Raw genomic sequence first — 12,783 nt, 5'->3', positions numbered from 1 at the left:
AAGCGATCGTTCAAGCCTTTAGTCAGATTACATTGCGAGACATCCATCACTGGTTTACCCATTGTTGCTATTGCGATACCCCTTTTAAAGAGCCTACCTAGTCATCCATGCTGTACCTCATTCAACTGAAACCCGCTATATTTTTCTTATCATTGACTATCATGTCAACATTCTTAAGTTTCATTACAGATAATTTTTACACTATCACAAAATCTTTAGGAGTTTTAATATCGCTCCTAATTCTCTTTTCTGTTTATTATACTGTATCATGGGTAACAACAAATCCTGCTACTTCAAAAATATTAGCCCAAGACTTTGTGAGGGTATCTGTATTTGTTTGCTTTATGGTTGTTTTACAATTTTTCATAGTTTCCTTTACTGGTAGGGATTATGTAGCTGGTATCCTAGCTTCTATAGCTCGGCTTCTCCCCTATTCAGTGAGGGTTGCTGCGGCGGATGAGGATTATTCTCTGTCTTTAGGGGGAGGACGGCATTCAGGAGTACTTACTGAACCTGGAGATATAGGAATTTATGCTATGCCAGCCTTCGCAATTATTAGCCAGATGCTATTGTCAGGATATTTAAAAAAAAACAAGAGGATTTTTGCAACTATCTCCTTGATTATTATTGTCACTTCTGTCACCTTGACTCAGTCAGTAACAAACATATTTGCTCTCTCTTTACTGATAGCTTATTTTATTTGTATTAATCGAAAATGGCGAATTAGAAAATTTTCAAAACAAAGTTTAATACAATTATGTTTAACTAAAGTTATTCCTTTGTTTGCCATTATATTATTTTTGGTGATTGTTATGTTTACCTATAAAGAGGATATTAATCAATTTAGTCCAACTATTGTATCTAGACTTGATGAATTAGAACTTTTCTGGAGTTCGGGAAAATTTATCGATCCTTTTGCTTTAAAAGATAGTGAAATCACAAATATAAGTGTGGGAGCTATTTTAAACAGTTATAGTACCGCAATCTATGCTTTACAAAAAAATCCTTTGCTAGGAATTGGCTTAGGTAATTTTACTTATGCTTTTCAGGAGGCTGCGCCTTTAAAAGCAGGCATTTTGGCTCGTCTAAACCAACATGACGGCTATTCTATGCTATCCCGACTAATCGTTGAAACTGGGTTAGCAGGACTCATAATCTTTATCTATATCTTTGGCAGTAGAGCAAGTCAAATCAGAGACCTTATAGCTGAAAGCAAACTCACTGCCAATCCTTACCTAAGAAATGTTTATGAGCATTGGGCTAAACTTGGCGTAGCAATCTCTTTAGGTGCTATGGCAGAATTAGCATTTGTAATGCTCAACCGTTCTAGTTACTGGAATATTGTCTTGCCTTTGCTATTTGGGATTTGTTTTAAATCAAACTTTTTTGCTTTCATTAGGGAAAGGGAAGGAATGGAAATGAAACGATTTGACTAGATTTACTTAATTAGGGTACAATGTCTAAAGTTATTTTCTAGGATAACCAATGAGCCAAATAAGTGAAATTAGTTATGTGATTCCAACATTGAATAGTGCTGCTACACTGGATATGACTCTGCTCTCTTTGCGATCGCAGAAAGACGTAGAGGTTAATATCATCGTAGTAGACAGCGGCTCAACCGATGGTACACTAGACATCTGTAAAAGATGGGATGTGAAAACTCTTTATGCTGAACCAGGTAATATGTATCGAGCTATTAACACGGGGCTACAGGAATGTGATACTGAGTGGTTAGGTTATGTTAATTCAGATGACTGGTTATACCCTGATAGCGTGAATCGACTAACGACTTTTGGAAAACATACCAAAGCAGATATAGTGTATGGAAGTTGTGACTATACTGATGGTTATGGTCGTTTCGTCTATTCTATGTCCGCCGCTAGAGCCGAGCAATTGCTTTCACTGTTCCGAATCGGTATATTTGGGTTTGCTCAACCAGCAGCGATTTTCCGGAATAGAGTTTACCAAAAGCTCAAGGGGTTTAAAGAAGACTATTCTTTAAGTTCGGATGCGGATTTTTACCTGAGAGCTTTGTTATCGAACTTAAAATTTTCTCGGTTTTCTGGTAAAAGTATAAGTTGTTTTCGGATTCATGAAAACCAATTGACGAATAAGAAAAGAGAAGCTATGGAAGCTGAAAAACAGCAAATTTATTCACCCATTCAACCGGCTCAATTACAAGACTGGATGGTATTCACACAATGGAGATTAAATAACTTACCTCATTACATAATGAGATTTTTAAGACAATCTTTGTTGGCGGGCAAGATAACTATTACTAAGTCTATGGATGTTAAATGTTAGAGATTCTCTTGTCCAGTAGAATGGAGGTAATTTTATACAAATATTCTTTGGTGCGCGTTCCGTATCGATACTTAAACATAGAAAATTCCACCAAAACGCACTTGAAATATGAAAATCGGAATTAACGCTCTCGCTATGCGAGGTCAAGGAAGTTTCGGAGTGAAAACGTACTTCGATAATATAGTTAGGAGATGGTACGCAGATTCTTTGGTAGATTGTGAATTCGTTTTGTTTAGCAGTACTATACCAGAATGGTGGGATGGAAATCGACCGAACTTTATATTAGTTCATCTTCCGAACGCTAAGAATTTGCTCTTGCGAATTTTTTGTGAACAATTGATACTTCCTCGGTTAAGCAAAAATAAAGAATTAGATGTTTTATTCCATATAGGTTATGTAGGCTCTTTACTATCGAATGTCCCTCAAATAGTTACCATTCATGATGCTTATGCTTGGATTTGTCAGAAAGAAGTGGGATTTTTTAAAACTTTTTATTGGCAATTGTTGATTCCTCCCTCTCTCAAAAAATCAAGAAGAATCATAGCAGTTTCTCATAATACAGCGTCTGACATTTGCCGTTTTTGTGACCTTGATGAAAGCAAAATAAAAGTGATACCAGAGGCAGGATCGCACCTTAGAGATATTTCTCCTGATAATAATATTCTGGATAAATTAAAGCTTAAATCCAAATCATTTTTTCTTTGTGTCGGTTTTTACGCTCCTATCAAGAATACCAGACGAATTCTTGAGGCTTACCAAAATTACCGCGATAAATCTGCAAAGGATCAAGCTAAAAAACTCATTTTAGTAGGTGGTGCTTTGAGTCAATGGAGTCTAGAAACTCTTGATATTGCCAAACATATCCCTGGTGTTATCATTGCAGGTCGTGTTAGTGACGCTGAACTTGTAGCTTTGTATAGTCATAGTGCAGGATTAATATTTACGACTCTTTATGAAGGATTTGGAATACCGATTTTAGAAGCACAGGGATTAGGATGTCCAGTTGTTACTTCATCTCTCAGCTCAATGCCAGAAGTAGTTGGTTCTGGCGGTATCCTAGTAGATCCAACATCAGTCAGCGACATAGCTAAAGCAATGTTTCAGATAGAAAATCCTGAGATTGCGGAACAACTTGTAACATTGGGATATCGAAACCAAGATGTTTACTCTTGGGATCGTGTTAGCCGAGAAACTCTTGAAGTTTTACTAGATATAGATATAGCCTTTACAAATGAAACGTGAGTAAATGCGGTTCTTCGTTACTTGGTATGGTTCGATAGGGGGGCATAAATTGACTAAATCCTTATCTGGCAAGAGACTTAATTGATTAGTTCGCTCTAGAGCAAAAACAATTGATAAAAATCGCCAAATGTCTTTCTCTATAAGGGTTCCATCCCTTATAAACCCCGTCCATTGCATAACACAAGCCGAAGAACCGTAAATGCGTCGTAATACAGAATCCCTAATGTTTAATTTTATTCCTTCAGAATTATGAAACTTACTGCCTCCCTTGTCCTTTACAAAAATGACCCAGAGATAGTTACTCAAGCAATTAAATCTCTGTTCGGTCAGTTTTCGGTCAAGATAAGTGGAAGTTCTTGTCCGGTTCGGATTTATTTGTTTTATTTTCACATCGAGAAAACTTTGGTTTTTCGGTGGCTGAAGCTGCTTCAGTTGGTTTACCAGTGTATATTTCTACAGGAGTCGACATTTATCCCTTCTTTAAAAATGAACGTGAAAGATTAATCTTCGATATTAGCACTGAACAGGATATAGAAAAGGCACTATCCACCCTTGACAAAATTAGCGATGATGATTTACGATATCTAGGTTCCTTTTGTAGAGAAATAGCCCTTAAAAATTTGGTAATGATTCGGTAGTAGTGGTGAGCTATGTTGCTTACCTGGTATGAATTGTGTAAAATATTTATTAATAAAAATAATTGGAACCCGATCAGTCTTTAAACCTCTAGCTTGATCATGACTTTTCTGATAAATATCTTTTTCTGGCTCCTGTCTGGCTTACTGAAATATCAGTCTAGCACCGAACAAAGTACCCCCTTCACCTCCGTTCCCCTGTCCTAATTGTGGTTCTCACCATACGATCAAGAATGGTTCTATTCATAATGGAAAACCCAAACGTCAATGTAAAGAATGTGGTCGTCAGTTTGTGATCAATCCCACTAATAAAACCGTCTCTGACGAAACCAAACAATTAATTGATAAACTCTTGCTCGAACGAATTTCCTGACGAGGAATTGCTAGAGTAACAGGGGTAAGTTGGTCATGGTTACAAAATTATGTCAACAATAAACTGGCGGCTGTTCCCCGTCAAGTAAAGGTTTCGGACAAACCAAAAGGTAAATTGTTTAGAGAATGTGATGAGATGTGGTCTTTGGTTTTTTCTAAGACGATAAAGGTTTATATTTGGCGGTTAATTGATAGAAAGACAAGGGAAATTATTGGTTACTATTTAGGGTATGCTGAAAAAGTTTTTCCTGGGGACAGGGTGTGGGGTGTGGGGTGTGGGGTGATGGGAGTTGGGAGCGCCGGAGTTGGGAGAATAAAGCTGCCTTTTGCATGAGTGCCTTTTGCCTTCAGAAGCTGATCACTGAAAAGACTCCCCCAACACCCATCTCACTGCCGGGAAAATCGCTATAGAATAGAGAAAAAAGAGAATTGCGAGGAAAAAACTCTGTCTTTTAACCCGATTGTCATTCCCCCTTCCCCGGAAAATCCCGCTCGCTATCTAGTGATCATGCTGCACGGTTGGGGTGCAGATGCCATGGATCTGGCCCCCCTTGCATCGATGCTGGATCTAGCTGATTGTCAATTTTTGTTTCCTAATGCTCCCTTCGATCATCCCCAAGTGCCGGGGGGACGCGCCTGGTATGCTTTAGAAACCTCCGATTATCAAGGTTTAGTCGCTAGTCGTCAACAGTTGCACGATTGGATTATTTCCCTAGAAGCAACTACCGGTATTCCCCTAGAGCGGACTTTTTTGACCGGTTTTTCCCAAGGGGGAGCGATGACGCTGGATGTGGGTTTATCTTTACCCTTGGCGGGATTGGGTTCCTTGAGTGGTTATCTGCACGGTGAACCCCATCCCCAAGGCCCACAAAATGTCTTAATTGTTCATGGTAAGCAGGATCCCGTCGTTCCTATCGCTGCTGCTCGTCAAGCCAGAGATTTACTGCTTGGTTTGGGGGTTAACGTCGAATATCACGAGTTAAATATGGGTCACGAAATCCCGATTCCGGCACTGACTATTTTACGCCAATTCCTCCGCAATCGTCTAGAAACTGCATGAATAATGCTCGTCAGCTGGCTTTGCTGATTTTACGGGATATCGATCGCTCCTCCGCCTATCCCGATCGCGCTCTTGATCGCCATTTGTCCGCTAGTTCCTTAAATTGTCTTGACAAAGCCTTGACAACGGAGATTGTTTATGGTATAATGCGCCGACAAAGAACTTTGGATGCGCTGCTCGATCGCCTGGGGAAAAAAACCGCGGCCCAGCAACCCCCGGATTTACGGCGAATTCTCCATATTGGTCTTTATCAACTGCGTTATCTATCCCAGATTCCCCCATCGGCGGCGGTGAATACGGCGGTAGAATTAACTAAAATCAGTCATTTAGGCAAATTAGCGGCGGTGGTTAACGGAATGCTGCGGCAATATCTCCGTTTAACTGCTAATGGCGACGATCCTTTACTTTTACCGGAAAATACCGCTTCTAGATTGGGTATTCTCCACAGTTTCCCCGATTGGTTGGTGCAATTGTGGTTAGATCGCTTTAGTGTTACGGAAACGGAACAACTGTGTCAATGGTTTAATCGCTCTCCTGACCTCGATATTCGGATTAATCCCCTGAAAACTAGCCTAGAAGCCCTAGAAAATGAGTTAGAATCAGCCAATATAACTTTTAATTATCTTAAGTTACCTCTGGCTTGCCGTTTAACCTCTGGTTTAGGCAATATTGAGCGTTTAGAGGGATTTCGAGCCGGAAATTACACCCTACAGGATATTAGCGCCCAATTAGTCACTTATCTACTCGATCCCCAGCCCGGAGAGACAATTATCGACGCTTGTGCGGCACCGGGGGGAAAAACCACTCATATCGCCGAATTAATGGGCGATCGGGGTAGAATATTAGCCTGTGATCAAACGGCATCCCGTTTACGACAGTTAGAAGCCAATATTAAAAGATTAGACTTAAAAGCGATCGAAATACATCTAGGGGATAGTCGCGATCGTCCCCAGTGGCACGGCATCGCCGATCGTGTACTAATCGATGCTCCCTGTTCAGGATTGGGAACCCTGCACAAGCGTCCTGATATACGTTGGCGACAAACACCCGAAAATTTACCTGTACTAGCCAAACGACAGGGGGAACTTTTAGCCTCGGCTGCCACTTGGGTAAAACCGAAGGGAATCTTAGTTTATGCCACCTGTACTCTCGATCCGTTAGAAAATGAAAGAGTGATCGAGCAGTTTTTAGCCGCTCATCCCGATTGGAAAATGGCCACTCCTGACTCTAATTCATGCTTCTCAGAATACTATACAGAAACGGGAGCGATCGAAGTGTTACCCCATCGGCATAATCAAGACGGTTTTTTTATGGCTAAGTTAGTCAAGGAAGTGTGGGATGAAAAATAAACAATTACTGAAAATTCTCATCGGTGTTGCTTGGATTGATGGTGTCATTCAACCATCAGAAAGAAATTATTTACGACAGGTAGCTGTGAGGGAAAAACTTGATGATGATCCGGAGATAAAACCACTATTATCGGAACTAAAACCAGTTAAAACCGGTGAATGTTATCGATGGTTAGAGTCCTATTTAGGCGATAATCCTAGTCCAGAAATCTATCAAGATCTACTAACATCGATTAGCACTTTAATCTATAGCGATGACGACGTGGACGTACAGGAAGCAAAATTATTAACCAAAGTGCAGAGTTTTGATCCGACTCATGATAGCCATCGATCGATGTTAGATAAATTAGTCACGGGAATTCAGAAATTGTACCACAGGGCAATTACTGGAAGTAATTAGGGTTTGCTGAATAAATCTAAAAACCTTGTTGGGTAAGACTTTTAGACTTTTTGTCAATCAAAAAGTACCATATCTGGGAGTGATGGGGGGGAAAATTCTGGGACTTTTTCCCTGAAAATTAGGTAGTTGACCCCCTCAAAATCGGTAAAACCCTACACCCCACACCCCACACCCCACACCCTACCCCCACGAAAAACTTTTTGCCGCAAACCCTAATTAGTGATGAGCAGGTCAAAAATTTCCCCGATAAAAACTGATAGCTGATCCCTAGATTTTAGGTAATAACTGTGGGTTGTTCCCGTCCGGTAGATTGACGAATTTGACCGATTTCTTCGGCTAAATCAATTAAGGGTTGTAGGGCCTTTTGGGTGTCGATATCGTGTTTACTTGCGTCCGGTTCATAACTTTCTAGATAAACCCGAAGAGTTGCTCCTTTAGTTCCCGTACCCGATAGACGATAAATAATCCGAGAACCATCGGTAAAACCAATGCGAATGCCTTGATTTTTACTCACACTACCATCCACGGGATCCGTATAGCTAAAATCATCGGCATATTCCACTTCATAGTTACCAAATTGTTTACCCTTAAGGTCTAAAACCAACTTCTGGAGACGTGCCATCATCTCTTTTGCCGGTTCTAAGGCGACTTCTTCATAATCATGACGAGAATAGAAATTACGACCAAATTCTTGCCAATGACTGCGAACAATTTCCTCTACAGATTCCCCTTTAACTGCCAAAATATTTAACCAGAAAAGAACCGCCCATAAACCATCTTTTTCGCGAATATGATTGGAACCCGTGCCGAAACTTTCCTCCCCGCAAAGGGTTGCTTTCCCCGCATCCAACAAATTACCGAAGAATTTCCAACCGGTGGGAGTTTCATAACAGTCAATTCCCAGTTTAGCCGCTACTCGATCGGCCGCCGCACTGGTGGGCATCGATCGCGCTACTCCCGTGATACCATTTTGATAGCCCGGTACTAGATGAGCGTTGGCTGTTAGTACCGCCAAACTATCACTGGGGGTAACAAAAAAATTCTGACCGAGGATCATATTGCGATCGCCATCTCCATCGGAAGCAGCCCCAAAATCCGGAGCCTCTTGACCAAAGAGAATTTCTACCAGATCATGGGCATAGACTAGGTTAGGGTCGGGATGACCACCACCAAAATCCTCTAGGGGAATACCATTTAACACTGTACCCTTGGGCGCACCTAAACGCTGTTCAAATAGAGCATAAGCGTAGGGACCCGTCACCGCATGGAGAGAATCCATGCACATTTTAAACTTACCAGAAGTGAGTAGGGCCTGAATGCGATCGAAATCAAAAATCTTTTCCATCATTTTGACGTAGGGAGTAACCGCATCGATCACTTCCACATCCATAGTTCCCAGTTTAAAGGAACTGGGGCGATCGAGATTAATATCAGCCCCTGAGAGGATGTTATAACTGCTAATCACCTTAGTCTCGGCATAAATTGCATCGGTGATATTTTCCGGGGCCGGTCCGCCGTTAGTAATATTGTACTTAATGCCAAAATCGCCCTCCGGACCGCCGGGGTTATGACTAGCGGAGAGAACAATACCGCCAAAAGCGTTATTTTCGCGAATTAACCCAGAAATAGCGGGAGTGGAGACAATACCATCGGTTCCCACGAGTATTCTACCGATACCGTTAGCGGCGGCGATTTTCAGGATAGTTTGAATAGCTTGACGGTTATAATAACGACCATCTCCACCGACAACTAGGGTTTGACCCTCGATACCGTCTAAAGTATTGAAGATAGCTTGAATAAAATTTTCCAGATAATGGGGTTGTTGAAAAACGGGAACGGATTTTCGCAATCCAGAAGTCCCCGGTTTCTGGTCACTAAAGGGTTTTGTGGCAACGGTTTCAATCGTCATAGTCTTTTCTTGATAGGCCGACGCAATTCTCAACTTAAGTATATAGCAGTAGGTTGACAGCCAAGAAATCAGCTAGGAAAGACAACAGCTGGGGAGTCCCCTGTGATACTAAATCCTGTTTCAAAAGTCTAGGAGAGTGGGGAGATGGGGAGATGGGGAGATAGGGGAGTGGGGAGATAGGGAAGTGGGGGGAAGGGAGCAGGGAGAAAAAAGCTGACTCCTGTCTCGGAGTCTCCTGTCTCCTGTCTCCTGTCTCCTGACTCCTGACTCCTGACCCCACCAACAAACTTTTTGCCGCAAACCCTAGCCATAAATTGCTTAATCGGCCCCTTCAATCGGTGCAAATCCCTGACGTTGAATATTCTCGCTGATGTGACGAGGTTCGAGGAATTGCAGCAGATAATCGGGACCCCCAGCCTTGGAACCTACCCCCGACATCTTGAAACCCCCGAAGGGTTGACGGGAGACAATCGCACCGGTGATTCCCCGGTTAATATAGAGGTTTCCTACTTCAAATTCCTGCGTAGCTCGGTTAATATGGGCAGGAGTGCGAGAATATAAGCCACCGGTTAAAGCATAGTCGGTTCCGTTAGCTACAGCTAAAGCTTCCTCGAAATTGCTCACTTTGATAATCGCCACCACTGGACCAAAAATTTCCTCCATCGCTATTACCGCATCGGGGGGAACATTTTTAAAGACGGTGGGACTGACGAAATAACCCACTTCTGGAATTGGCATTTCTAGGGCCAATTCTGCCTCTTTTTTACCAGTTTCGATGTATTCCCGAATTCTTGCTTGAGCTTTCTCGTCGATAACCGGTCCTACTTCCGTACTCGGTAAATCCGTCGGCCCGATATTGAGGGACCCGGTAGCCTCGACAAAGCGATCAACAAAGCTATCATAGACGCTTTCCAGAACGATTATCCGCGAACAGGCCGAACATTTCTGGCCGGTGTAGCCAAAAGCGGACTTAACCGCACCGACAACGGCCTGATCTAAATCGGCACTCTCATCGACAATTAGGGCATTTTTGCCGCCCATTTCGGCGATAACTCGTTTTAGGTGTTTTTGACCCTTTTGCACGATGGAGGCATCTGTATAGATGCGACAGCCCACTTCTCGTGAACCGGTGAAGGCGATTAGGTGAACATCGGGATGGCTAACCAAATGCGCCCCCACTTGCGAACCTTTACCCGGGATATATTGGAAGACTCCGGCAGGAATACCCGCTTCTAGGAGAATCTCGGCAAATTTCGCCGTAATTACCGAAGAAGTCTCGGCAGGTTTCAATAGCGTACAGTTACCGGCTACTAAAGCCGCTACTGTCATCCCCACCGCAATGGCTAGGGGGAAATTCCAGGGAGAAATCACTAAAGCAATACCCCGGGGTTGGTAGGAATAACGATTATTCTCACCTGCTACGTCGAAATTATGCCCTAAATCCAGTCTTTCCATCTCGGAGGCGTAATAACGGCAAAAATCGATCGCTTCTGACACTTCCGGATCCGCCTGTTGGATAACTTTGCCCACTTCCAAACAAATCCAGGCCGATAACTCGTGTCGTCGCGCTTCCATCAAATCCGCCGCTTTTCGCAGTATTTCGGCTCTTTTAGCCACTGGAGTGCGTTTCCAAGCGGGAAAAGCCTGTTTCGCCGCTATGATCGCTTTTTCTGCCTGTTCCACCTCAATTAAGCCCACTTTACCCACTATTTCCTGCGGGTTACAGGGATTAACGGAATTAATTTGAACATTGGTGGTGACGTATTCGCCGTTAATTAGGGGTAAATAGGTTTTACCGAGGGAATTTTTGACAAAAGTAAGGGCTTGACTCGCTTTATTTCGTAATTGCTCGTTAGCATAATCTGTATCGGGGGCATTAGGAAAACCGGCGATAATCGGGTTATCCTTGCCTAAAACCCGGGGGGCTGCGATTAAATCTTCCACGGGACGATCCTCCAAATTTTGCCTTAGGAAAGAACTATTAGCGGTATTTTCTAATAAACGGCGGATTAGGTAGGCCATACCGGGTAAGAGTTGTCCGTAGGGGGAATAAACCCGCACCCGATGACCCCGCTTCACTAACGCTTTGGCTAATTGGTCGCCCATGCCGTACAATACCTGCATTTCAAAGCGACGACGGGGAATTTCTAAACTTTCTGCGATCGCACAAGCCAAGGCTTGCGATCGCACGTTATGACTACCGATGGCGGCGTATAAATATTGATGATTTTCCAATAATAACCGCGTCATCCGCTCATAATTGGCATCGGTGGCCGATTTTTCGTTATATACCGGCTGTGGCCAGTGATTTTGCCGAGATTTAATCGTTTCCTGATCCCAGTAAGCGCCTTTGACTAGCCGGACAGTAACGGGATAACCGCGCTTTTTGGCCCAATTAATTAAATCTTGTAAATCTTGGGCAGAATCTCTTAAATATGCCTGTAGGGTGATGCCAATATCGGTACGACTGCGAAATTCTTCTTCTAGGAGTAATTCTTTCAGGATAGCCAGGGTGAGGTTTTTATAAACGTACTGTTCCATATCAAAATGGACTGCCACCCCTAACTCCTGAGCGCGTCGCAACAGTAGGCGAATGCGATCGCAAACTTTTTCCTTACTACCAATCGGATCCATGGGATCAAACTGAGAATAAAAGGCAGTTAGCTTGACAGAAACCTGCACTTGTGGTAATAAGTCGCCGTCCGCTTCATCAATTTGGCTAACTTTATTCCATTTGCTCGCTTCTTGAGCCAAATGGGTCATTAAATCGAGATAACTTTGTAGATAAACTTGGGTTTCCGCTTCAGTAATTACCGCTTCACCGAGGAGATCTATGGTAAAAGCCATTTTTTCCTTCCGCAGACGGGTGACAGTGCGAGTAATTTGCTCTAGATCTTCCCCGGCGATATACTTACGAGCTAAGGTTTCTACGGATTTACTGATCAGACTGGCGGCCGTTTGAGCCGGTAGGGAGTTAGGATCACTAAAGTTGAGGATACTTTTCAGCGCACTGGGCAGTTCTACGGAAGCATCACCGAGGTACTGTTGGAGATGATTAGCGATCTCGGCATTACTGCGTAAAGCGGGTAAACAGTCAATAAAACGGAATAATTGTACTCGTAAATTGGGGTTAGACATTGCCCAATCGAGTAATTTATCATCCCAACGCATTTGATCCTGTAAAGCAGACCAAAGACCTTTTTTTTCCCGAGTTTCGGCTAAAAGTTGTCTAGCGATCTCTTGGGTTTTAGTTTCGTAGTTTTGAGTTGAGTCGATTTGGATAACCACGGCGATTCAAGTAAAAAAATTATCAACGGGATTCAGCTTTCAGCAAGCTACCGTCAGCCTTCAGCCTAAAATTCAGTTTTTGAGCTTTTTCAGCTGATTGCCGCTTTTAATGGGTCTTTTCTCTGGTTTATATTCTTACCGAAGGACTAATCAAAGCTAATAGCTGATCGCTTTTGCTGAACACTCTATTGTACTCGATCAAGCGGGGTAGTGGGGTAGTGGGG

Annotated in this window: 12 protein-coding genes and 1 pseudogene; 8 read left to right on the top strand and 5 right to left on the bottom strand. The window is 42.8% G+C overall.

Annotation, left to right across the window (positions count from 1 at the left end; translation table 11 throughout):
- Positions 1 to 161 precede the first annotated feature (161 nt).
- From O9290_RS03760 to O9290_RS03750, 3 genes are all read left to right on the top strand, one after another.
- Positions 162 to 1,436, top strand: coding sequence for an O-antigen ligase family protein (locus O9290_RS03760; RefSeq protein WP_288058013.1), 1,275 nt, complete (start codon positions 162 to 164; stop codon positions 1,434 to 1,436).
- A 49-nt stretch (positions 1,437 to 1,485) separates the two neighbouring features.
- Complete coding sequence (locus O9290_RS03755; protein ID WP_288058011.1) at positions 1,486 to 2,304, top strand: glycosyltransferase; 819 nt, start codon at positions 1,486 to 1,488, stop codon at positions 2,302 to 2,304.
- Positions 2,305 to 2,412: 108 nt separating this feature from the next.
- Positions 2,413 to 3,546, top strand: a complete 1,134-nt coding sequence (locus O9290_RS03750; RefSeq protein WP_288058008.1) for a glycosyltransferase family 4 protein — start codon at positions 2,413 to 2,415, stop codon at positions 3,544 to 3,546.
- Here O9290_RS03750 and O9290_RS03745 read toward each other — a convergent pair.
- Positions 3,511 to 3,723, bottom strand: coding sequence for a hypothetical protein (locus O9290_RS03745; protein ID WP_228051377.1), 213 nt, complete (start codon positions 3,721 to 3,723; stop codon positions 3,511 to 3,513). The two genes, O9290_RS03750 and O9290_RS03745, sit on opposite strands and share 36 nt — an antisense overlap.
- Before the next feature lie 137 nt (positions 3,724 to 3,860).
- Here O9290_RS03745 and O9290_RS03740 point away from each other — a divergent pair, with 137 nt between their 5' ends.
- Positions 3,861 to 4,184, top strand: a complete 324-nt coding sequence (locus tag O9290_RS03740) for a glycosyltransferase (protein WP_288058016.1) — start codon at positions 3,861 to 3,863, stop codon at positions 4,182 to 4,184.
- 99 nt (positions 4,185 to 4,283) lie between these two features.
- Positions 4,284 to 4,794 (top strand): annotated as a pseudogene (locus tag O9290_RS03735) (IS1/IS1595 family N-terminal zinc-binding domain-containing protein); the annotation flags it as partial.
- Here O9290_RS03735 and O9290_RS03730 read toward each other — a convergent pair.
- A complete protein-coding gene (locus O9290_RS03730; RefSeq protein WP_288086724.1) occupies positions 4,763 to 4,885 on the bottom strand; it encodes a hypothetical protein in 123 nt (40 codons plus the stop codon). The pseudogene O9290_RS03735 and the gene O9290_RS03730 sit on opposite strands and share 32 nt — an antisense overlap.
- Before the next feature lie 176 nt (positions 4,886 to 5,061).
- On the opposite strand from O9290_RS03730, the gene O9290_RS03725 reads away from it, so the two are divergent.
- Genes O9290_RS03725 through O9290_RS03715 form a run of 3 tightly spaced genes read left to right on the top strand, consistent with a single transcriptional unit; the run spans position 5,062 to position 7,362 of the window.
- Positions 5,062 to 5,613 (top strand): alpha/beta hydrolase, encoded by a 552-nt coding sequence (locus O9290_RS03725; RefSeq protein WP_044034764.1) that lies wholly within the window; start codon positions 5,062 to 5,064, stop codon positions 5,611 to 5,613.
- Positions 5,610 to 6,962, top strand: coding sequence for a 16S rRNA (cytosine(967)-C(5))-methyltransferase (locus O9290_RS03720; RefSeq protein ID WP_002760081.1), 1,353 nt, complete (start codon positions 5,610 to 5,612; stop codon positions 6,960 to 6,962). The genes O9290_RS03725 and O9290_RS03720 overlap by 4 nt, the downstream gene beginning before the upstream one ends.
- Entirely contained in the window at positions 6,952 to 7,362 is a 411-nt protein-coding gene (locus O9290_RS03715) for a tellurite resistance TerB family protein (RefSeq protein ID WP_287170951.1), read from the top strand. Before O9290_RS03720 ends, O9290_RS03715 begins: the two co-directional genes overlap by 11 nt.
- Positions 7,363 to 7,636: 274 nt before the next feature.
- Here the strand turns inward: O9290_RS03715 and O9290_RS03710 are convergent, their stop codons facing one another.
- The 3 genes from O9290_RS03710 to pruA form a co-directional block, all read right to left on the bottom strand.
- Entirely contained in the window at positions 7,637 to 9,271 is a 1,635-nt protein-coding gene (locus O9290_RS03710; protein WP_288059346.1) for an alpha-D-glucose phosphate-specific phosphoglucomutase, read from the bottom strand.
- Positions 9,272 to 9,399: 128 nt separating this feature from the next.
- A complete protein-coding gene (locus O9290_RS03705) occupies positions 9,400 to 9,582 on the bottom strand; it encodes a hypothetical protein (protein WP_288086722.1) in 183 nt (60 codons plus the stop codon).
- 7 nt (positions 9,583 to 9,589) lie between these two features.
- Complete coding sequence (pruA, locus tag O9290_RS03700; protein WP_288059350.1) at positions 9,590 to 12,559, bottom strand: L-glutamate gamma-semialdehyde dehydrogenase; 2,970 nt, start codon at positions 12,557 to 12,559, stop codon at positions 9,590 to 9,592.
- Positions 12,560 to 12,783: the final 224 nt, after the last annotated feature.

The sequence above is a fragment of the Microcystis sp. LE19-41.2A genome (assembly GCF_027530405.1).
GTDB lineage: Bacteria > Cyanobacteriota > Cyanobacteriia > Cyanobacteriales > Microcystaceae > Microcystis > Microcystis aeruginosa.
This window is presented reverse-complemented; position numbering and strand designations above follow the sequence as displayed.